The sequence below is a fragment of the Stenotrophomonas sp. RS-48 genome (assembly GCF_030053245.1).
GTDB classification, from domain to species: Bacteria; Pseudomonadota; Gammaproteobacteria; order Xanthomonadales; family Xanthomonadaceae; genus Stenotrophomonas; species Stenotrophomonas maltophilia_P.
This window is the reverse complement of record NZ_JASGBV010000046.1, coordinates 26,026-44,948: the sequence shown is the minus strand read 5'-3', so window position 1 is coordinate 44,948 and position 18,923 is coordinate 26,026. Positions and strand designations below refer to the sequence as shown.

Sequence of the window (18,923 nt, the reverse complement as noted above, 5' to 3'; positions counted from 1 at the left end):
TTGCCGGTAATGAACGCACCCCGCCGCATCGCCGTGCTCGCCTCCGGGCGCGGCAGCAACCTGCAGGCCATCCTGGATGCCATCGCGTCGGGCCGCCTGCCGGCCGACGTAGTGGGCGTGTTCTCCGACCGCCCCGATGCCGCGGCCCTGCAGCGGGTCGATCCTTCCCGGCGCTGGGCGCATGCACCGAAGGAATTCAGCGATCGTGCCGCCTATGAGCTGGCCCTGGGCGACGCGGTTGCCGCCTCCGCCCCGGACTGGATCGTCTGCGCCGGCTACATGCGCATTCTCGGCGCTGGCTTCGTGCAGCGCTTCAACGGTCGCCTGGTCAACATCCACCCGTCGCTGCTGCCGCTGTACAAAGGCCTGCATACGCACGCCCGGGCGCTGGAAGCCGGCGATGCCGAGCATGGCGCAAGCGTGCATCTGGTGGTGCCGGAGCTGGACGCGGGTACGGTGCTGGCGCAGGCGCGCGTGCCGGTGCTGGCAGGCGACGATGCACAGACCCTTGCCGAGCGCGTGCTGGCGGTGGAACACCCGCTGCTGATCGCCAGCCTGCAGCTGCTGTGCGATGGCCGGCTGGCTGAACGGGAAGGACAGGCGATCTTCGACGGTCACCCCCTGTTTAGGCCGCTGGCCCTAGATTCCGCCGGAAACCTGAACCGATAACGTTCTGCACACGCCCCGCTGACTGCGGGGCTGGCATCCTGCCCCACTCCTGCGGCCCCTGTCCCCCATGAAGACCACGACGCTGCTGTGCACGCCCCTGCTGTTGTCGCTTGCCGTGTTGCCTGGCGTCGGCTGGGGCCAGGTACAGCCCTCTGCCGAACCGGCAGCTCCGTCGCAGGCCCCGGCCGCACCGGCCGTGCCCATGCTGCCCGCGCTGGCCTGGGAACCGCCGCCGCTGCAACCGTTCACCGCTACCTACCAGGCCTTCTACAAGGGCAAGGAAGCCGGCGATGCCACCATGCAGGTCACCCATACCGGCGGCAACCAGTGGCGGGTGGACATGCAGGTGGTGGGCCGCCGCGGCTTTGCCAGCGTGCTCGGCCTGAACATCGAGCAGAGCACGGTGTTCGAGGAGCGCGGCGGCGTCTATGCGCCGCTGAGCCAGAGCACGGTGCGCAAGGGCCTGTTCCTGGGCAAGAAGGCCGTCGGCACCTATAACTGGCAGGCCGGCACCGCGCAGTGGACCGGCGATGTGAAAAAGGATCGCGCGCAGCCCATTCCGCTGCAGGCCGGCGATCAGAGCGCCCTGCTGATCAACCTGGCGATCATGCGTGATGCCCGCCCGGGCGTGGCCATGCACTACCGCTACGTCGACATGGGCAAGGTGCGCCAGCACGACTACCAGGCCGCGCCGCAGACCGAGAACGTCGAGGTCGGCGACCTGTCCTACAACGCGCTGCGGGTATACCGCAGCAACGGCGGCAACAACGAAACCATTCTCTGGATCGCCAACGGTGTCCCCACCCCGGTGCGCATCCTGCAACGCGAAGATGGCGAAGACCGCGTCGATCTCCGCCTGATCGAATACCAAGGAGTCTGAGCATGAACACCCTGTCCCGCCCCCTGACGTGGATCGCCGCTGCCACCCTGTCGATGGCCAGCCTGCCGGCGATGGCCCTGGAGCCGTTCAAGGCCGACTATCTGGCCAGCTACATGGGCATGCAGGCCAACGGCACCATGACGCTGGCCAGTGAAGGCAGCAACAAGTGGCGCTACAGCCTGCAGGTGAAAAACCAGCTGGCCGACCTGAGCCAGAGCACCGTGTTCGAGGAAGTGCGCGGCCAGCTGCGTCCGCTCAGCAGCCAGGACCGCTCGGCGCTGCTGGTGAAGAAGCGCAACGTGCAGGCCAACTACAACTGGACCAGCAACCAGGCCACCTGGACCGGCGACATCAAGCCGGACCGCGCCGGACCGATCGCCCTGAAGGCCGGCGACATGGATGCGCTGCTGATCAATCTGGCCATCGCCCGCGACCTGGCAGCCGGCAAGCCGTTGACCTACCGCATGGTCGACGAGGGCCGGATCAAGAACATGACCTACCGTGTGATCGGCAAGGAATCGATCACCGTGGGCGGCAAGAGCTACGAGGCGACCAAGGTGTCGCGTGCCGATGGCAACAAGGAGCTGATCGCCTGGATCGTGCCGGAGTTTCCGGTGCCGGCGCGCATGCTGCAGCGGGAAAGCGGCCGCGACGCGCTGGACCTGACCATCCGATCGATGAACTGAGTGCCGGGGTCGGATCCCATCCCCTCGGGGATGGGCTCTGACCCCGGGCCCCGCACAAGGAAAACGCCCGCTTGCGCGGGCGTTTTTCATTTCTTCTCTTCGGCCGGTTTGAACTCGGTGCGGCAGTCCACCCGGATCTGCTCACCGCTTCCGCGCCAGACGAAAGTGCGGCAATGGCGGTTGCCTTCCTGGCTGTCGTTCACCGACACGGCATAGAACGACTGGATGATCTCGTCACGCGATACCGTGCCGTCACCGTTCCAGTCCATGTCCTTCTGCTCGATGCCGCGGGTGATGGCGATATCGGCGTACCAGGCATACCCCAGCCACGCCAGCACGATCAGCACCAGCGCCAGCAGCGCCTTGCGACGCGGGCTGAATTTTCCGCGAAGGATCATGGCACGCGCCGGATGGTGGCACCGAGCGAAGACAGCTTCTCTTCGATGTTCTCGTAGCCGCGATCGAGGTGGTAGATGCGATCGATGGTGGTATCGCCGCTGGCCATCAGGCCCGCCAGGATCAGCGATGCCGATGCACGCAGGTCGGTGGCCATGACCGGCGCGCCGCTCAGGTGCTCGCTGCCACGCACGATCGCGGTATGGCCTTCGACCTGGATGTCCGCGCCCAGGCGCAGCAGCTCGTTGACGTGCATGAAACGGTTCTCGAAGATCGTTTCGTTGATCACGCCGACGCCGTCGGCCACGCAGTTGAGCGCCATGAACTGCGCCTGCATGTCGGTCGGGAATGCCGGATACGGCGCGGTGGTCAGGTTGACCGCCTTCGGCCGCTTGCCCTGCATGTCCAGGGTGATGCTGTCCTCGGTGGTCTCGATCCGGGCACCCGCCTCGACCAGCTTGGACAGCACCGCGTCCATGGTGTTCGGACGCGCACGGTTGACCGTGACCTTGCCGCCGGTCATCGCGGCGGCCACCAGGAAGGTGCCGGTCTCGATGCGGTCGGGCAGCACTTCATGACGGCCACCGGAGAGGCGCTCCACGCCTTCGATCACCAGACGGGCGGTGCCGAGGCCTTCGATCTTCGCACCCAGAGCGATCAGGCAATGGGCCAGATCGGTCACCTCCGGCTCCATCGCGCAGTTGTCGAGGATGGTGGTGCCTTCGGCCAGCACCGCGCCCATCAGCACGTTCTCGGTCCCGGTCACGCTCACCATGTCGAAGGTGAAGTGGCCACCCTTCAAGCGCTTGGCCGAAGCCTTGATGAATCCGTTCTCGACCACGATGTCGGCACCAAGCGCCTGCAGGCCCTTGATGTGCTGGTCGACCGGACGCGAGCCGATGGCACAGCCACCGGGCAGCGACACTTCGGCCGCACCGAAACGGGCCAGCAGCGGACCCAGCACCAGGATCGACGCACGCATGGTCTTGACCAGTTCGTACGGCGCCACATGCTGGTTCACCGCACGCGGGTCGACCACGATCGCGCTGCCGCGCGACAGCGTGCCCTGGTCGATGGTGACCTTGGCGCCCAGTTCGCCCAGCAGCTTCACCGTGGTGACCACATCGTGCAGGTGGGGCACGTTGGTGATCTCCACCGGCTCATCGGCCAGCAGGGTCGCGCAGAGGATGGGGAGGACGGCGTTCTTGGCGCCGGAGATGCTCACTTCACCGTGCAGCGCAGCGCCGCCGGTCACAACGATCTTGGCCATGGGGTTCGGGATCTTCTGCGGTTCAGCCGGCTTCGGCCGGGGTCACGGTTTTCAGCGCCAGCGCGTGGATCGCGCCGCCCATCAGGTCGCCCAGCGTGGCATAGACCATGCGGTGGCGGGCCAGCGGCATCTTGCCGGCAAAGGCGTCGCAGACCACGGTCGCTTCGAAATGCACGCCATCGTCGCCCCGCACATCGGCGCGGGCGCCAGGCAGGCCGGTTTCGATCAGGTTGCGGATGGTGTCGGCGTCCAACGGGCTTTCCTAATAAAATGAACCCTCATTCTACTTCCGCTGCGTGGCGTCCGCATGGCCGAGTCCCTCCCGCCCCCCCGTTCCGTCGAGCCGGCCGCCCTGGTGGCCAGCGGCCGCCGCGTGTTCGAGATCGAGCAGCAGGCACTGCAGGCGGTCGCCGAGCGCCTGGGCGAGCCGTTCCAGAAGGCCTGCCAGGTGATCCTGGGCAGCCGCGGGCGGGTGGTCGCCACCGGCATGGGCAAGTCAGGCCATGTGGCGCGCAAGATCGCCGCAACCCTGGCGTCCACCGGTACCCCGGCGTTCTACGTGCACCCGGGCGAAGCCGGCCATGGCGACCTGGGCATGATCACCGAAGCCGACGTGGTGCTGGCCCTGTCCTATTCGGGCGAATCGGACGAAGTGCTGATGCTGCTGCCGGTGCTCAAGCGCCAGGGCAACGTGCTGATCTCCATGACCGGCCGCCCGCAGTCCAGCCTGGCGACCGCCGCCGACGTCCACCTGGACGTCAGCGTGCCGGCCGAGGCCTGCCCGCTGGCGCTGGCTCCGACCTCGAGCACCACCGCCTCGCTGGCGATGGGCGACGCGCTGGCGGTGGCCCTGCTGGATGCGCGCGGCTTCACCGCTGACGATTTCGCCCGCTCGCATCCGGCCGGCAGCCTTGGCCGTCGCCTGCTGCTGCATATCACCGACGTCATGCATACCGGTGCCGATCTGCCCAAGGTCGATGCCGGCGCCAGCCTCAGCGAGGCCCTGGTGGAGATGAGCCGCAAGCGCCTGGGCATGACCGCCGTGGTCGATGCCGAGGGCGTGCTGATCGGCCTGTTCACCGACGGTGACCTGCGCCGGGCACTGGACAGTGCGCTGGACGTGCGCACGGCAAAGATCGCCGATGTGATGACGCGCAACCCCCGCACCATCGGAGCCGACCAGCTGGCGGTGGAGGCCGCCCGCCAGATGGAAACCCAGCAGATCAACGGCCTGATCGTGGTCGATGACCAGGGCCGCGCCGTCGGCGCCCTGAACATTCATGACCTGTTGCGGGCCCGGGTGGTTTAACCGACAGTCCGTAGACCCCATTCAGTCTGTAACCCCACACCTGCCCTGATCGAGTTCAACGTCCTGATGCCCTGGTCCCCCCTGCCCGCCTTCCCCGCCCACCTGCATGCCGCTGCGGCGCGGATCCGCATGGCCTGCTTCGACGTGGACGGCACCCTCACCGACGGTCGGCTGTACTACGACCAGGACGGCAACGAGAGCAAGGCGTATTTCGTGCAGGATGGCCTGGGCCTGAAACTGCTGCAGCAGCACGGCATCCACCCCGTGCTGATCACCGCGCGCAACAGCCAGTCCGCGCTCAGGCGCGGTGCCGATCTCGGCATTGATACCCACATCGCCGTGGGCGACAAGCTGGCCAGCGTGCAGGCTCTGTGTGCCCAGCGCGGCATCGGCCTGGAACAGGTCGCCTTCCTTGGCGATGACCTGCCGGATCTGGCGCCCCTGGGTGCGGTCGGCCTGGCCGTGGCGCCGGCCAATGCCCATCCGTGGATCGCCGAACGCGTGCACTGGCAGACCCGTTCCGAAGGCGGGCGCGGCGCGGCGCGTGAGCTGTGCGACGTTCTGCTGGCCGCGCAGGGTCATGTCGCGTCGGTCCTGGCGAGGTACGGCGCATGAACGCACCGACCGTGAACTGGCGCACCGTGCTAGGCATCGGCCTGCTGCTGGCGGCCCTGCTCAGCAGCTGGGCCGCGCTGCGCAACCGCGACAAAGGCCCGGCCCAGAGCGGCCAGGAAGTCGGCGTGGATTACATCCTGCACGACTTCCAGATCGTCGCCCTGGACGAGCAGGGCAAGGAATCGACCACCCTGCGCGCGCCGCGGCTGGAGCGGCAGCGCGGCGACCAGACCATCAACATCGCCACGCCACTGTTCGAGATGCCCGACAAGGACGGCAGGCACTGGACACTGCGCGCGGAGACCGGCTGGCTGAGCGCCAAGGGTGACGAACTGAAGCTGCGCGGCAAGGTGGCGGGTGACAGTCCGGCTGCCCCGGGCGTCGTGCCGACCACCTTCCGCACCGACCACCTGGACGTGTTCCCCAAGGAGAGCCGGGCCCGGACCGACGCCCTGGTGACCATGACCCGCCCCGGCATGGAGCAGTCCGGCGTCGGGTTCGAGGTGGATTCGAAGAACAACACGTATCATTTCCTCAGCCAGTCCAAGGGTCGCTACACGCCCAGACGCTGATTCCGCCGCCCGGCCCGCGACGTCCCTGGACAGGCGCGGCGCCGGCAGCCCCCACCCGCTGCTGCCCTCCTGACCGGGCAGCCACCACCGGCAGAACGGACCCCGATGAAGATCCCCTTTGCAGCCATGCTCGCACTCAGTCTTCTTGTCCCCGCCCTCGCGCAGGCGAAGTCGACCGACCGCAACGAGCCCATGAACATCGATGCCGGTGCACAGAACGGCATGCTCACCGGCGACGGCAAAACCGTGCTGTCGCAGGGCGTGATCATCACCCAGGGCACGCTGGACCTGCGCTCGTCCGAAGCGGAGATCTATCTCAAGGACGGCGAGCCGGTGCGTGTGGTGTTCACCGGCAAGCAGGCGAAGTTGAAGCAGCAGCTTGATGACGGCACCTGGATGGATGCGCTCGCCGACCGCATCGACTACGACATCAAGACCGAGATCATCACCCTCACCGGCAACTACAAGGTCACCAGCGCGCGCGGCACCAACGCCGGCCAGCGCATGGTCTACAACACCCGTACCGGCGAGATGAACTCCGGCGGCGACGGCAGCCGCGTGCGCACCGTTATCCCGCCCAAGAACAAGACGCCTGCCGCCACCACCACGCCGGCGCAGCCGGCCGGGAGCCGGAAGTAATGCTCGTCGCCAAGGGCCTGCGCAAGCGCTACAAGCAACGTGAGGTCGTCAAGGACTTCGGGCTCACCCTCGAAGCGGGCGAAGTGGTCGGCCTGCTCGGCCCCAACGGTGCCGGCAAGACCACCTGCTTCTACATGATCGTCGGCCTGGTTGCCGCCGATGCCGGCAGCATCGTGCTCGATGGCAAGGACATCACCGGCGATCCGATGTACACCCGTGCCAAGCAGGGCGTGGGCTACCTGCCGCAGGAGCCTTCGGTGTTCCGCAAGCTGACCGTGGCCGACAACATCCGCCTGGTGCTGGAACTGCGCGAGGATCTGGACTCGGCGGGCCGCGAGCGCGAGTTGAGCAGCCTGCTGGACGAACTGCAGCTGGGCCATGTGTCCGAACAGCTTGGCGCCAGCCTGTCCGGCGGCGAGCGCCGCCGCTGCGAAATCGCCCGCGCGCTGGCGGCGCAACCCCGGCTGATCCTGCTCGACGAACCGTTTGCCGGTGTCGATCCGATCTCGGTTGGCGAGATCCAGCGCATCGTCACCCACCTCAAGCAGCGCGGCATCGGTGTGCTGATCACCGACCACAACGTGCGCGAGACCTTGGGAATCTGCGACCGCGCGTATATCCTCGCCGAGGGCACCGTACTGGCCCAGGGTTCGCCGGAATCGATCCTGGACAATGCCGACGTACGTCGCGTCTACCTTGGGGACTCGTTCAAGCTGTGACCGCAGCTGCCGGGTTCCATTCCCCCTCTTCGGCACAGGCATGAAGACTCGGCTGCAGACATCGTTGGGACAGCAGCTGGTGCTCACGCCCCAGCTGCAGCAGGCGATCAAGCTGCTGCAGATGTCCAGCACCGAGCTGGAACTGGAGATCGCCCAGGCGGTGGAGAGCAATCCGCTGCTGGACTGGGCCGAAGGCAACGAGAGCGATGCCGCTGCCGGCGACGATGGCAACGGCGATGACGCCCCGCCCGAACGCACCGACGCCGGCCAGGAGGACGACTGGGCATCGGCCGAACCGGACTGGAGCACCGCCGGCAGCGGCGGCAGCTTCGACGACGATGACGACAGCGGCAGCGCGGCCGAACGCGTGGCCGAAACCGAGACCCTGGCCGACCACCTGCTGTGGCAGCTGCACCTGTCGCATCTGTCCGCACGCGACCGCAGCATCGGGGCTGCCCTGATCGACGCCCTGGACGACGATGGCTACCTGCGCGAACCGCTGTCCACCATCGCCGAGACCCTGCTGCCGGCGATCCACGCCGGCGAGGACGAGATCCTCACCGTACTGCACCAGATCCAGCGCTTCGATCCGGTCGGAGTAGCGGCACGCAGCTTGGGCGAATGCCTGCAGCTGCAACTGGACGTACTGGCGGCCGACACACCTGGCCTTGCCCTGGCACGCCAGGTCGCTGCCGGGCCGCTGGAGCGGCTGCCGCGCAGCGGCGTGGTTGGGCTGGCGCACGAACTCCGGCAGCCCCTGGCCGATGTCGAGACCGCCGTGGCCCTGCTGCGGTCGCTGGACCCGCGCCCAGGCACCCAGATCGCGCCGCTGTCGCCGGACACCTACGTGGTGCCGGACGTAGTCGTCTGGCGGCAGAACGGCGTGTGGCGCGCCGCGCTGGCCGGCCATGCCGGGCCGAAGGTGGTCATCCACCGCGGTTACGAACAGATGATCCGCCGCTGCGGTGAGGCCGACGCCGGCTACCTGCGCGCCCAGCTGCAGGAGGCGCGCTGGCTGCTGAAAGGTCTGCAGCAGCGTGGCGAGACCCTGCTGCGGGTGGTGCGCTGCCTGATCCTGCAGCAGTCCGGCTTCCTGGAGTTCGGCGAACAGGCACTGCGCCCGCTCACCCTGCGTGAGATCGCCGCCGAACTGGGCCTGCACGAATCCACCATTTCGCGGGCGATCGCCCGCAAGCATGTCCGGACCCCACGCGGCACCCTGCCGCTGCGCGCCTTCTTCGCGTCGGGCATCGATACCGAAGGCGGCGGTGAGGCATCCAGCACCGCCATCCAGGCAATGATCCGGCGCCTGATCGATGACGAAAACCCGCGCAAGCCCCTTTCTGACGCCAAGCTGGCTGACCTGCTCAAATCGTCGGGAATTCCAGTGGCGCGACGCACCGTGGCGAAGTATCGTGAAGCCATGAACATTTCCGCCTCGCACGAAAGGGTCAGAATCGCTTGACGCACCGCCGCGCCCGGCGGAGAGGTTCATTGGCACATCCGAACACAGGAGAAACCCGATGCGCATCGAAACGTTTGGCAAAGACGTCGAAGTCACCCCGGCCCTGCAGTCCTATGTAGAGGAGAAGCTGGCCCGGATCGGAAAGCACTTCGACCAGCACTGCGAAGCGCGGGTGACCCTCAAGCTGCAGAAGACCGAACACCACGTCGACGCCAGCCTCAACATTCCCGGCCAGACCCTGCACGCCGAGGCCGGCGGCCAGACCATGTATGCCGCGATCGACCTGCTGGCGGACAAGCTTGACCGCCTGGTGATCAAGCACAAGGAGAAAAAACAGCAGCACGCACCGCTGCCGGTGGGTGACAATGGCGGCTGATCGCCACCGTTCCCCGCAGACATGCCCCTGACTGACCTCCTGGCGGCCGTGCAGACCCAGCTCTGCACGGCCGCCGACCGCGACAGCGTCCTCAAGGCCGCGGCCGGGTTGCTGGCCTGCCGCCAGGCCAATGCCGAACAGATCTATCTGAACCTGTGCCAGCGTGAGGCGCTGGGCAGCACCGCGATCGGTTGCGGCATCGCCATTCCGCATGGCCGCGCGCCGACCCTGGACCGCCCACGCGGCGCCCTGCTGCGACTGGAGACCCCCGTCGACTTCGGGGGCGACGAGCCGGTCGACCTGGTGTTCGCGATGGCCGTTCCGGCCCACTACACCCATCAGCACCTGATGCTGCTGTCCGAACTGGCCGAACTGTTCTCCGCCCCCGCCATCCGCGAGGCGCTGCGCGCCGCCGGCGACGCGCGGGCACTGCGTCAGGCCCTGGATCTCACGCCCCCGGCGAGTGCCGCATGAATACCAGCATCACCGCACGCGAACTGTTCGAACAGCAGCGCGAACGCCTGGGCCTGCGCTGGGTGGCGGGAAAATCCGGCGAGAAGCGCGAGCTCGAGGCCGGCAACACCGTCTCCCGCCGGCCCTCGCTGGCGGGCTACCTCAATGCGATCTACCCCAACAAGGTGCAGATCCTGGGCACCGAGGAACTGTCCTGGCTGGACGCGCTGGAGCCGCGCCAGCGCTGGGAGACGATCGAAAAGCTCATGCAGTCGCACCCGCTGGCGCTGGTGATTACCCGCAACCAGCCCTGTCCGGAAGACCTGCGCGCGGCCGCCGACGAGTCGGGCACGCCGCTGTGGGTATCTCCCAAGCGCGGCCACGAACTGCTCAATCATCTGTCCTACCACCTGGCACGCACGCTGGCGCCGCGCGTGATCCTGCACGGCGTGTTCATGGAGATCTACTCCATCGGCGTGCTGATCACCGGCGAAGCCGGGTCGGGCAAGAGCGAGCTGGCGCTGGAACTGCTCAGCCGTGGCCACCGCCTGGTGGCAGATGATGCACCTGAATTCACCCAGATCGCGCCGGACGTGCTCGACGGCACCTGCCCGGAACTGCTGCAGGACCTGCTGGAAGTACGCGGCCTGGGCGTGCTGAACGTGCGCGAGATGTTCGGCGACACGGCTGTAAAGAAGAACAAGTACCTTCGGCTGATCGTCCACCTGACCAAGCCGATGACCGAGCCCACTCCACATGGCTACGAACGACTGACCGGCGATTCCGGTACCCGCCATGTGCTGGACCTGGACGTGCCGCTGATCACGCTGCCGGTGATGCCCGGCCGCAACCTGGCCGTGCTGACCGAGGCGGCCACCCGCCTGCATATCCTGCGGACCAAGGGCATCGACCCGGCCGCGATGTTCATCGCGCGCCACAGCAACCTGCTGGAACGGCGAACACCCTGATTTCCCTGGCCTTCGAAGAGTCTGTCCATGAGCACTGCTGCCCCCACCGCCCCGACCCTGATCATCGTCAGCGGCCTGTCCGGCTCGGGTAAATCCGTCGCCCTGAAGACGTTCGAGGACCAGGACTACTACTGCTCGGACAACCTGCCGATCCAGCTGCTGCCGGACTTCGTGCGCAGCCTGCTGGCCCACCATGACGGCGCCGCGCCGCGCCGGCTGGCGGTCGGCATCGACGTGCGCGGCCAGGCCGACCTGAGCCAGCTGGCCAACTGGCGGCAACTGGCCACCGATGCTGGCGTGGAAACCAAGGTGCTGTTCTTTGAAGCCAGCGACGAGGCGGTGCTCAAGCGCTATGCCGACACCCGTCGCCGCCATCCACTCAGCCAGCTCGGTCTGTCATTGCCGGAAGCGATCGCCCGCGAGCGCGAACTGATCGCACCGCTGCGCCAGGAGGCCGACGCCATCATCGACACCAGCGCGCTCAACGTGCACCAGCTGCGCCGCCGCATCATCACCGAGTTCACGCTGGACCATGCAACCCGCCTGTCGCTGCTGTTCGAATCGTTCGCCTACAAGCGTGGCGTGCCGGCCGAAGCGGATTTCGTCTTCGATGCGCGGGTGCTGCCCAATCCGCACTGGGATCCCGAGCTGCGTGCGCTCAGTGGCCGCGAGCCGGGCGTGCGCGACTACCTGGAAGCCCAGCCGGACGTGCAGTGCTACCTCGCACAGCTGATGGGTTTTCTCGACACCTGGCTGCCGAAGCTGGGCGACGGCACACGCAGCTACGTGACCGTGGCCTTCGGCTGCACCGGCGGCAAGCACCGCTCGGTCTATCTGGCCGAACGGATGGCCCGGCATGCCCGCGAAATGGGCTGGGAAGACGTGGCCACCTATCACCGCGAGCAGGATTGAGAGGCCCGGCCGGGGTGCGCCCGACCGCCCCGCGGAGAGGCGGGATGGGCCGGCAGGCGGGGGACGCTGAATACGGGACACAGTGCCCCTCATCTGCGGCTATCGCCAATTCACCTTGACCTGTTAACGTGCAGTAATGACCTGTGGCATTCTCCTCGTAACACATCCCGGGGTCGGCGCCGCCCTGCTTGACGTGGCGACCCGGCTCCTGCGGCAGCTGCCGTTGAAGACCGAAGCTTTCGAAGTACCGTTCGACGCAGACCTGGATGCTCTGCTCCCCCTCGCCTCGGCCGCGCTGCGGCGGGTTGATGGTGGAGAAGGCGTGCTGATCCTGACCGACCTGTACGGCGCCAGCCCCGCCAACCTTGCCGGGCAGCTGGCCCGGCTGGGGACCCCGGTTCGCCGGGTGTCGGCGCTGAGCCTGCCGATGTTGCTGCGGGTGATGAATTATCCGGAACAGGCACTGGATCAACTGCCCGCCACCGCTGCGGCGGGTACCCGTAATGGAGCGATAGTCGACGATGCTTGAACGAGAACTCACCGTCAGCAACCGCCTGGGCCTGCATGCCCGGGCCACCGCCAAGCTGGTGCAGACCCTGGCACCGTTCCGGTGCAACGTGACCATGGCTGCCAAGGGCCGCGAGATCAACGCCAAGAGCATCATGGGCGTGATGCTGCTCGCTGCCGGCCAGGGCACCCCGGTCACCGTGCGCATCAGTGGCGAAGACGAAGCCGCCGCGATGGACGCGGTGGTCGACCTGTTCGAACGCCGCTTCGACGAGGACAGCTGATCGTGCCGCGCGCCCGCGCCGGCCAGCTCCCTTCCGGCCAACGGCCGGTCCAGCTGCTGGCTGGTCATGGCGCTGCGCGGGGTTCGGCGATGGGGCGTGCACGCGTGCGCCTGCCGCATGCGCTGGACGTTGCCGAACAGCGCGTGGCACCGCAGCAGATCGAAACCGAGCTGACGCGCCTGCATCACGCCGTGGATGCCGCGCGCGCGGAGATGCATGAGCTTCGGCAGCGCCTGCACGGCGCACTGAACCAGGAAGTAGGCGAATTCCTCGATCTGCACGCGCTGCTGCTGGACGACCCGGAGCTGCTGTTCGGCCTGGATGAGCTGATCCGCAGCGGCCCGTACAGCGCCGGATACGCCCTGCGCCTGCAGCGCGACCGCCTGGCCAAGGTCTTCGATGGCATGGACGATGCCTACCTGAAGAGCCGCATGGACGATCTGGATCATGTGATCGGCCGCATTCACGCCTTCCTGCAGCCGGAGCGTGCGCCGGTGATGAAGGGGCTGGCCGGCGAGATCCTGGTCTGCGACAACATCGCGCCGTCCGAGCTGGCACAGCTGCAGGCACAGGGCGTCGTAGGCATCGTCACCGCCGCCGGCAGCGCGCTGTCGCACAGCGCCATCCTCGCCCGCAGTCTGCACCTGCCACTGATCGTCAACGTTCCGCAGCTGCTCAGCCGCGTTGCCGATGGCGACGTGCTGATCGTCGATGGCGCCGACGGCAGCATCACCGTCAACCCGCAGGCCGACAACCTGCGTGACTATCGCGCACGACTGAAGGAACACGCCCGCGAGCAGCGGGAGCTCGGACGCCTGCGCAGCAAACCCAGCCGTACCCGCGACCAGGTCGACATCGCCCTGCTGGCCAACGCCGAATCGCTGGAGGACGTAACCCAGGCCCACGCCCTCGGCGCGCAGGGACTGGGTCTGTACCGCACGGAATTCCTGTTCCTGCAGCGCAACGAGCTGCCGGACGAGGAAGAACAGTTCCGGACCTACCGCGACGCCGCGCTGGGCATGAGCGGGCGGCCGGTGACCATCCGCACCCTCGATCTGGGTGCGGACAAAGCGGATCGTACCGGCCTGACCCTGAGCAACGAAGAGAACCCGGCGCTTGGCCTGCGGGGCGTGCGCCTGTCGCTGGCACGGCCGAAAGTGGCCGACACCCAGCTGCGGGCGATTCTGCGTGCTTCGGCCTATGGCAAGCTGCGGGTGCTGGTGCCCATGATCAGCACGCGCGAAGAGCTGCTGGCCGTGCGTCGGCGCATGCTCAAGCTGTCCGAACAACTGCGCGCGGAAGGGCACATGGTGGCCGACCACGTGCCGCTGGGGGCGATGATCGAAGTACCCGCCGCTGCTCTGGCGCTGGAGAGCTTCATCGACCTGGTCGACTTCCTGTCGATCGGCACCAATGACCTGGTGCAGTACCTGCTCGCGGCCGACCGCAACAACGAGGCGCTGGGCGAACTCTACTCGCCGCTGCACCCGGCGGTGCTGCGCCTGCTGCAGATGGTGATCGAGACCGGCGCACGCCATCGTGTGCCGGTGGCGGTGTGCGGCGAGATCGCGGGGGACGCACGCATGGCGCCGCTGCTGCTGGCACTGGGCCTGACCGAGTTCAGCCTGCATCCGGGCACGCTGCTGGAAGTCCGCCGCGCGATCCGCGAGGCCGACCTGGCATCCCTGCGCGCCCGCGCTCCGAAGCTGCTGGCCGCGCGGGACCGTCGCGGCATCGAGCGCTGGCTGGCACTGGTGGCCGATACGCCCTGACGGCCGCGCTGCGCGCTCGCCGGGCATGGCCCGGCGCACCGCCGCGTGTACCTTCCCGGTAGCGCCGGGCCATGCCCGGCGGAATTCATGGACCCCGCTGGCCGCAGACACCGGGGTATGCGTTGAAACATCCCCTTGCGATAATGACGCGCTGAACACCCTTGTTGCCGCATCCTTGCCAGGATCGCGGCTTTTCTTATCCCGCGGGAGCTGCGATGGCTGAAGCTGTACGCCACGACAAGACTGCGCGCCAACTGCGGATGCTGTCCGATGCACTGGACAGTGGCCGGCTGGGACCGGTGCGTCGCCTGGTCAATACTCTGGCCCCCGCCGAGATCGGCAACCTGCTCGAATCGCTGCCGCCGGGAAAGCGCGAAGTCGTGTGGGGCCTGGTCGATCCGGAAGATGACGGCGAGGTGCTGGTCCACGTCGGCGACGACGTGCGCGAGAGCCTGCTCGCGGACATGGACCCGGACGAGATCATCGCCGCGGTCGAAGACCTGGACATCGACGACCTGGCCGATCTGGTCGAGGACCTGCCGGACACGGTCATCGACGAAGTCCTCAAGTCGATGGACCGCGAGAACCGCGAGCGCCTCGAGCAGGTCCTGTCCTACCCCGAGGACAGCGCTGGCCGCCTGATGAACCCGGACGTGGTGACCGTGCGCGCCGACGTCAACGTCGACGTGGTGCTGCGCTACCTGCGCCTGCGCGGCGAACTGCCGGACCATACCGACCACCTGTTCGTGGTCAGCCGCCGCCATCAGTATCTTGGCCGTGTCTCGCTTGCAGCGCTGGTCACCCATGAAGACACCACGCCGATCAACCGGTTGATCGACGACGAACAGCCGGCGATCGATGTCGGCGAGAGCGACCAGGAGGTCGCCCGCCAGTTCTCCGACCATGACTGGATTTCCGCGCCGGTGGTGGACGACAACAACATTCTGGTCGGCCGCATCACCATCGATGACGTGGTCGACATCATCCGTGGCCAGGCCGAGCACCAGGCGCTGGGCGCCGCCGGCCTGGACGAGGACGAGGATCTGTTCAGCCCGGTGTGGCGCGCGATGCGCCGTCGCCTGATGTGGCTGTCGGTGAACCTGTGTACCGCCTTCCTCGCCTCCAGCGTGGTCGGTCACTTCGAAGGCACGATCGACAAGCTGGTGGCGCTGGCGGTGCTCATGCCCATCGTCGCCGGCCTCGGCGGCAACGCAGGCACGCAGGTGCTGGCGTTGATGGTGCGCGGCCTGGCGCTGGGCCAGGTGGGCGCATCCAATGCACGCACCCTGCTGTGGAAGGAAGTGCGGGTGGCACTGCTCAACGGCCTGTTGCTGGGTTCCGTGCTGGGCCTGATCGTGCTGGCCTGGTTCCATTCGCCGGGGTTGTCGGCGGTGATCGCCATCGCGCTGACCTTCAACCTGCTGTTCGCCGCGCTGGCCGGTGTGCTGGTGCCGCTGACCCTGAAACGTTTCGGCTTCGATCCGGCCTTGGCCAGCGGTATTTTCCTGACCGCCGTGACCGATTCGATGGGCTTCTTCACCTTCCTCGGCCTGGCCACCCTGGTGCTGCTGCACTGACCGACCTGCGCCCTGCCGCCGGTCGGGGCGCGGCGCCCATTCCCACTGGAACACCCCATGGCAACCACGATCGAAAACTACTTCCAGCCGGGTTGGCGCGACCAGCTGCATACCTGTGCCGCGTGCGAATGGAAGGGCAGTTCGCGGGCAATGGTGATGGAGCTGGACGAGGACGCCACCGAGTACGACTGCCCGGTGTGCGAGAACCCGCTGCTGGTGGTGCTGCACCCGGATCTGGCACAGGTACGGGCCGCCGCCGCCGAAGGCAACGCTGAAGCGCAGGAGCAGCTGGACATCGTCGCCAGCGCCCCCCGGCCCGAGTGACGCGCTGCACGATGCTGGCCAGGCGCGACTGGACTACCATGAAAACGATTCCAGATCAGGAAACGCGCTCATGGTTCGTCTGCTTGCACGCTGGTTGCCGCTGCTGCTGGTCCTGATGGTAGGAGGCTGCGCCAGCACCGCCGAACGGACGCACGGACGCTTCGAGGCGCGTGCGGTGAAGGTGGATGGCCGGACGGCCTATTACCAGGTGTTCATTCCCGCGGGCCTGCAGCCGCGTGGTCCGGCGCAGCAGGGTGCCGCGCCGGTCGATGTGCCCGTCATCCTGTTCCTGCACGGCTCTGGCGAGCGTGGCGGCGATGGCGTGAAGCAGACTCACGCCGGGCTCGGCCCCTACCTGCGCGACCACCGCGACTTCCCGGCGCTGGTGGTGTTCCCACAGGTTCCCGGGCACGAGGAATGGAGCGGCCGCAACAACCGGGTGGCCCTGGCCGCACTCGATGCCACCCTCGCCGAGTTCGGTGCCGACCCGGCCCGGCAGTACCTGACCGGCATGTCGATGGGCGGCTACGGCAGCTGGAACATCGCACTGGATGACCCGCGCCGTTTCGCGGCGATCGTGCCGGTCTGCGGCGCGGTGCTGGCCCCCCGCGCGGTGCGGCCGACCCTGTTCGTGGAACAGGTCGCCAACGAAGCCGATCCGTATGCCGCGATTGCACAGCGCCTGCGGCACACGCCGATCTGGATCTTCCATGGTGCGCTTGACGATGTGGTGCCACCAGACGACGACCGCCGCCTGCACGCCGCGTTCCAGGCCACCGGCGCCGCCGACGTACGCTACACCGAGTATCCGCAAGGTAACCACAACGCCTGGGATGCCACCTACGCCGACCCGGCAATGTGGGCGTGGTTGTTCGCGCAGAAGCGATGAGCCATAGCTTCGGTAGTTGCCAACCTTGGTTGGCACTGGCCTACCTGAAACCAACCCATTCCCCGATGTTCACTGGAAGCAGGCCCGTCCATGCTTGCTCCATGCAGAACACACGTCTCCTGCTCGGTCGTCGCTCCAGCATCGGCCTCAGCTATATCCTCACCACCGTCGTCCATGACCGCGCGCCGCTCTTCACCAACGCCGCAGCGGCCGCCTTGGCAGTCCGCGAATTCCAGCGACTGGATCAGGAAGGCTTCACCCGCTCGATTGCGTACGTGGTCATGCCCGACCACATCCACTGGCTGGTCGAACTACGTGCGGGAACGCTGGAAACCGTCATGAAGCGTTTCAAGTCGCGCACCGCCCAGCAGGTAAACCGGTTGCTGGGGCGAGTCGGGCGCTTCTGGCAGGCCTGCTATCACGATCATGCGATCCGCTCTGACGAATCGTTGCACCGGCATGCGATGTATCTGATGGGAAATCCGATCAGGGCCGGGCTGACGACGCGGCTTGGGCAATATCCCCATGCATGGTGCGAATGGGAGCTTGGCGCTTCGTGTGATCCGCTCGACAACTTGGGCGCGGATGGATAGTGCCAACCAAGGTTGGCATCTACCAGAGCGGTGCGCGGACAAGCCGCGCGGTAAGTGTGTCAACCAAGGCTGGCACCTGCCAAAGCGGGGTTCAGCCCAGCAGGGTTTCCAGCACGGCCATGCGCACGGCGACGCCGTTGGCGACCTGGCGCAGCACCCACGACTGTGGGCCATCGGCTACATCGTCGGTCACTTCCACGCCGCGGTTGATCGGGCCGGGGTGCAGCACCGCGGCGTCCTTGCCGGCGCGGGCCAGGCGTTCGCGGGTCAGGCCGTACTGGTCGTGATACTGCTCCAGCGACGGCACCAGCCCTTCTTCCATGCGCTCGCGCTGCAGGCGCAGCATCATCAGTGCGTCGACCCCTTCCAGCATCGCGTCGAAATCTTCGCCCACCACGCAGCCCTTCAGGGTTTCGTCGTCCGGCAGCAGCGACTGCGGGCCACACACGCGGATCTCGCCCACGCCCAGCGTGCGCAGTGCGTGCAGGTCGGTGCGGGCGACGCGCGAGTGCTTTACGTCGCCGACGATCACCACCTTCAGCTTCGAGAAATCCGGGCCCTTGGCCTGGCGCAGGGTCAGCATGTCCAGCAGGCCCTGGGTGGGGTGCGAACTGCGCCCATCGCCGGCGTTGATGAGGGCGGTGCCCTCGCCCGCCGCTTCGGCCAGTGCGGCCACGGCACCATCATCGGGATGGCGCACCACGAAACCGCGCACGCCCATCGCTTCCAGGTTGCGCAGCGTGTCGCAGGCGGTTTCGCCCTTGCGCGTGGACGAGGTCGACGCATCGAAGTTCAGCACGTCGGCGCCCAGGCGCTGCGCGGCCAGCTGGAACGAGCTGCGCGTGCGGGTGGACGGTTCGAAGAACAGCGTGCACACCGCGGAACCGGCCAGCACGTGCCGCTTGTTGCCGACGCGGCCGACCGCCGCGTCGCGGATCTGCCCCGCGCGGTCGAGCAGCTGCAGCAGGGTGTCGCGGGGCAGGCCCTCAAGAGTCAGCAGGTGGCGCAGGCGGCCGGAGGCATCGAGTTGCTGGGCGGTCATGGCGGG

Annotated in this window: 24 protein-coding genes; 20 read left to right on the top strand and 4 right to left on the bottom strand. The window is 67.4% G+C overall.

The window, feature by feature from the left end; all coding sequences use genetic code 11:
• Positions 1 to 9 precede the first annotated feature (9 nt).
• From purN to QMZ25_RS09675, 3 genes are all read left to right on the top strand, one after another.
• Positions 10 to 669, top strand: a complete 660-nt coding sequence (gene purN / locus QMZ25_RS09685) for a phosphoribosylglycinamide formyltransferase (protein ID WP_065174537.1) — start codon at positions 10 to 12, stop codon at positions 667 to 669.
• A gap of 67 nt (positions 670 to 736) precedes the next feature.
• Positions 737 to 1,549: a DUF3108 domain-containing protein gene (locus QMZ25_RS09680; RefSeq protein WP_283219526.1), complete on the top strand. Its 813-nt coding sequence runs from the start codon at positions 737 to 739 to the stop codon at positions 1,547 to 1,549.
• Between the two features lie 2 nt (positions 1,550 to 1,551).
• Positions 1,552 to 2,235: a DUF3108 domain-containing protein gene (locus tag QMZ25_RS09675; RefSeq protein WP_053519426.1), complete on the top strand. Its 684-nt coding sequence runs from the start codon at positions 1,552 to 1,554 to the stop codon at positions 2,233 to 2,235.
• Positions 2,236 to 2,321: 86 nt separating this feature from the next.
• On the opposite strand, the gene QMZ25_RS09670 is transcribed toward QMZ25_RS09675, so the two are convergent.
• Genes QMZ25_RS09670 through QMZ25_RS09660 form a run of 3 tightly spaced genes read right to left on the bottom strand, consistent with a single transcriptional unit; the run spans position 2,322 to position 4,154 of the window.
• Positions 2,322 to 2,633 carry a hypothetical protein gene (locus tag QMZ25_RS09670; protein WP_053519425.1) on the bottom strand — a complete coding sequence of 104 codons (312 nt, stop codon included), beginning with the start codon at positions 2,631 to 2,633 and terminating at the stop codon, positions 2,322 to 2,324.
• A complete protein-coding gene (gene murA / locus QMZ25_RS09665) occupies positions 2,630 to 3,901 on the bottom strand; it encodes a UDP-N-acetylglucosamine 1-carboxyvinyltransferase (RefSeq protein ID WP_053519424.1) in 1,272 nt (423 codons plus the stop codon). The genes QMZ25_RS09670 and murA overlap by 4 nt, the downstream gene beginning before the upstream one ends.
• Before the next feature lie 22 nt (positions 3,902 to 3,923).
• Complete coding sequence (locus QMZ25_RS09660; protein WP_053519423.1) at positions 3,924 to 4,154, bottom strand: BolA family protein; 231 nt, start codon at positions 4,152 to 4,154, stop codon at positions 3,924 to 3,926.
• A gap of 54 nt (positions 4,155 to 4,208) precedes the next feature.
• On the opposite strand from QMZ25_RS09660, the gene QMZ25_RS09655 reads away from it, so the two are divergent.
• The 17 genes from QMZ25_RS09655 to QMZ25_RS09575 all read left to right on the top strand — a co-directional run bounded on the left by QMZ25_RS09655 (position 4,209) and on the right by QMZ25_RS09575 (position 17,875).
• Entirely contained in the window at positions 4,209 to 5,210 is a 1,002-nt protein-coding gene (locus QMZ25_RS09655) for a KpsF/GutQ family sugar-phosphate isomerase (protein WP_065174535.1), read from the top strand.
• 66 nt (positions 5,211 to 5,276) lie between these two features.
• Positions 5,277 to 5,825 carry an HAD hydrolase family protein gene (locus QMZ25_RS09650; protein WP_053519421.1) on the top strand — a complete coding sequence of 183 codons (549 nt, stop codon included), beginning with the start codon at positions 5,277 to 5,279 and terminating at the stop codon, positions 5,823 to 5,825.
• On the top strand, positions 5,822 to 6,397 hold the full coding sequence (gene lptC, locus QMZ25_RS09645) for an LPS export ABC transporter periplasmic protein LptC (protein ID WP_053519420.1): 576 nt from the start codon (positions 5,822 to 5,824) through the stop codon (positions 6,395 to 6,397). The genes QMZ25_RS09650 and lptC overlap by 4 nt, the downstream gene beginning before the upstream one ends.
• 105 nt (positions 6,398 to 6,502) lie before the next feature.
• A complete protein-coding gene (gene lptA / locus QMZ25_RS09640) occupies positions 6,503 to 7,036 on the top strand; it encodes a lipopolysaccharide transport periplasmic protein LptA (protein WP_065174534.1) in 534 nt (177 codons plus the stop codon).
• The gene (gene lptB, locus QMZ25_RS09635; protein ID WP_065174533.1) at positions 7,036 to 7,755 is read left to right on the top strand and encodes an LPS export ABC transporter ATP-binding protein; all 720 of its coding nucleotides are present in this window, start codon (positions 7,036 to 7,038) and stop codon (positions 7,753 to 7,755) included. The genes lptA and lptB overlap by 1 nt, the downstream gene beginning before the upstream one ends.
• Positions 7,756 to 7,795: 40 nt before the next feature.
• Positions 7,796 to 9,220 carry an RNA polymerase factor sigma-54 gene (locus tag QMZ25_RS09630; protein ID WP_283219525.1) on the top strand — a complete coding sequence of 475 codons (1,425 nt, stop codon included), beginning with the start codon at positions 7,796 to 7,798 and terminating at the stop codon, positions 9,218 to 9,220.
• A 58-nt stretch (positions 9,221 to 9,278) separates the two neighbouring features.
• Positions 9,279 to 9,596: a ribosome-associated translation inhibitor RaiA gene (gene raiA, locus QMZ25_RS09625; protein ID WP_005415556.1), complete on the top strand. Its 318-nt coding sequence runs from the start codon at positions 9,279 to 9,281 to the stop codon at positions 9,594 to 9,596.
• 21 nt (positions 9,597 to 9,617) lie between these two features.
• Positions 9,618 to 10,070: a PTS sugar transporter subunit IIA gene (locus QMZ25_RS09620; RefSeq protein ID WP_283219524.1), complete on the top strand. Its 453-nt coding sequence runs from the start codon at positions 9,618 to 9,620 to the stop codon at positions 10,068 to 10,070.
• Positions 10,067 to 11,017, top strand: a complete 951-nt coding sequence (gene hprK, locus QMZ25_RS09615) for an HPr(Ser) kinase/phosphatase (RefSeq protein ID WP_053519415.1) — start codon at positions 10,067 to 10,069, stop codon at positions 11,015 to 11,017. Before QMZ25_RS09620 ends, hprK begins: the two co-directional genes overlap by 4 nt.
• Positions 11,018 to 11,044: 27 nt before the next feature.
• Positions 11,045 to 11,929 (top strand): RNase adapter RapZ, encoded by an 885-nt coding sequence (gene rapZ, locus QMZ25_RS09610; RefSeq protein ID WP_053519414.1) that lies wholly within the window; start codon positions 11,045 to 11,047, stop codon positions 11,927 to 11,929.
• 136 nt (positions 11,930 to 12,065) lie between these two features.
• Positions 12,066 to 12,458, top strand: a complete 393-nt coding sequence (locus QMZ25_RS09605) for a PTS fructose IIA subunit family protein (RefSeq protein ID WP_065174531.1) — start codon at positions 12,066 to 12,068, stop codon at positions 12,456 to 12,458.
• Entirely contained in the window at positions 12,451 to 12,720 is a 270-nt protein-coding gene (locus tag QMZ25_RS09600; protein WP_053519412.1) for an HPr family phosphocarrier protein, read from the top strand. Before QMZ25_RS09605 ends, QMZ25_RS09600 begins: the two co-directional genes overlap by 8 nt.
• Positions 12,721 to 12,722: 2 nt before the next feature.
• Complete coding sequence (gene ptsP / locus QMZ25_RS09595; RefSeq protein ID WP_065174530.1) at positions 12,723 to 14,492, top strand: phosphoenolpyruvate--protein phosphotransferase; 1,770 nt, start codon at positions 12,723 to 12,725, stop codon at positions 14,490 to 14,492.
• Positions 14,493 to 14,707: 215 nt separating this feature from the next.
• Entirely contained in the window at positions 14,708 to 16,069 is a 1,362-nt protein-coding gene (gene mgtE / locus QMZ25_RS09590; protein ID WP_053519410.1) for a magnesium transporter, read from the top strand.
• A gap of 57 nt (positions 16,070 to 16,126) precedes the next feature.
• A complete protein-coding gene (locus tag QMZ25_RS09585) occupies positions 16,127 to 16,393 on the top strand; it encodes a hypothetical protein (RefSeq protein ID WP_053519409.1) in 267 nt (88 codons plus the stop codon).
• A 70-nt stretch (positions 16,394 to 16,463) separates the two neighbouring features.
• Positions 16,464 to 17,282: a prolyl oligopeptidase family serine peptidase gene (locus tag QMZ25_RS09580; protein WP_197600954.1), complete on the top strand. Its 819-nt coding sequence runs from the start codon at positions 16,464 to 16,466 to the stop codon at positions 17,280 to 17,282.
• Positions 17,283 to 17,383: 101 nt separating this feature from the next.
• Positions 17,384 to 17,875 (top strand): transposase, encoded by a 492-nt coding sequence (locus tag QMZ25_RS09575; RefSeq protein WP_065174527.1) that lies wholly within the window; start codon positions 17,384 to 17,386, stop codon positions 17,873 to 17,875.
• A gap of 91 nt (positions 17,876 to 17,966) precedes the next feature.
• On the opposite strand, the gene QMZ25_RS09570 is transcribed toward QMZ25_RS09575, so the two are convergent.
• Positions 17,967 to 18,917: an aspartate carbamoyltransferase catalytic subunit gene (locus tag QMZ25_RS09570; protein WP_074900463.1), complete on the bottom strand. Its 951-nt coding sequence runs from the start codon at positions 18,915 to 18,917 to the stop codon at positions 17,967 to 17,969.
• Positions 18,918 to 18,923: the final 6 nt, after the last annotated feature.

Bases quoted from the DNA above. Each gene is read 5' to 3' on its own strand.
- raiA (WP_005415556.1), top strand. From the start codon at position 9,279: ATGCGCATCGAAACGTTTGGCAAAGACGTCGAAGTCACCCCGGCCCTG.
- lptB (WP_065174533.1), top strand. From the start codon at position 7,036: ATGCTCGTCGCCAAGGGCCTGCGCAAGCGCTACAAGCAACGTGAGGTC.
- QMZ25_RS09680 (WP_283219526.1), top strand. From the start codon at position 737: ATGAAGACCACGACGCTGCTGTGCACGCCCCTGCTGTTGTCGCTTGCC.
- QMZ25_RS09600 (WP_053519412.1), top strand. From the start codon at position 12,451: ATGCTTGAACGAGAACTCACCGTCAGCAACCGCCTGGGCCTGCATGCC.
- QMZ25_RS09655 (WP_065174535.1), top strand. From the start codon at position 4,209: ATGGCCGAGTCCCTCCCGCCCCCCCGTTCCGTCGAGCCGGCCGCCCTG.
- lptC (WP_053519420.1), top strand. From the start codon at position 5,822: ATGAACGCACCGACCGTGAACTGGCGCACCGTGCTAGGCATCGGCCTG.
- QMZ25_RS09580 (WP_197600954.1), top strand. From the start codon at position 16,464: ATGGTTCGTCTGCTTGCACGCTGGTTGCCGCTGCTGCTGGTCCTGATG.
- QMZ25_RS09650 (WP_053519421.1), top strand. From the start codon at position 5,277: ATGCCCTGGTCCCCCCTGCCCGCCTTCCCCGCCCACCTGCATGCCGCT.
- rapZ (WP_053519414.1), top strand. From the start codon at position 11,045: ATGAGCACTGCTGCCCCCACCGCCCCGACCCTGATCATCGTCAGCGGC.
- QMZ25_RS09605 (WP_065174531.1), top strand. From the start codon at position 12,066: ATGACCTGTGGCATTCTCCTCGTAACACATCCCGGGGTCGGCGCCGCC.
- murA (WP_053519424.1), bottom strand. From the start codon at position 3,901: ATGGCCAAGATCGTTGTGACCGGCGGCGCTGCGCTGCACGGTGAAGTG.
- QMZ25_RS09675 (WP_053519426.1), top strand. From the start codon at position 1,552: ATGAACACCCTGTCCCGCCCCCTGACGTGGATCGCCGCTGCCACCCTG.
- QMZ25_RS09570 (WP_074900463.1), bottom strand. From the start codon at position 18,917: ATGACCGCCCAGCAACTCGATGCCTCCGGCCGCCTGCGCCACCTGCTG.
- QMZ25_RS09670 (WP_053519425.1), bottom strand. From the start codon at position 2,633: ATGATCCTTCGCGGAAAATTCAGCCCGCGTCGCAAGGCGCTGCTGGCG.
- QMZ25_RS09575 (WP_065174527.1), top strand. From the start codon at position 17,384: ATGCAGAACACACGTCTCCTGCTCGGTCGTCGCTCCAGCATCGGCCTC.
- lptA (WP_065174534.1), top strand. From the start codon at position 6,503: ATGAAGATCCCCTTTGCAGCCATGCTCGCACTCAGTCTTCTTGTCCCC.
- mgtE (WP_053519410.1), top strand. From the start codon at position 14,708: ATGGCTGAAGCTGTACGCCACGACAAGACTGCGCGCCAACTGCGGATG.
- purN (WP_065174537.1), top strand. From the start codon at position 10: ATGAACGCACCCCGCCGCATCGCCGTGCTCGCCTCCGGGCGCGGCAGC.
- QMZ25_RS09585 (WP_053519409.1), top strand. From the start codon at position 16,127: ATGGCAACCACGATCGAAAACTACTTCCAGCCGGGTTGGCGCGACCAG.
- QMZ25_RS09630 (WP_283219525.1), top strand. From the start codon at position 7,796: ATGAAGACTCGGCTGCAGACATCGTTGGGACAGCAGCTGGTGCTCACG.
- hprK (WP_053519415.1), top strand. From the start codon at position 10,067: ATGAATACCAGCATCACCGCACGCGAACTGTTCGAACAGCAGCGCGAA.
- QMZ25_RS09620 (WP_283219524.1), top strand. From the start codon at position 9,618: ATGCCCCTGACTGACCTCCTGGCGGCCGTGCAGACCCAGCTCTGCACG.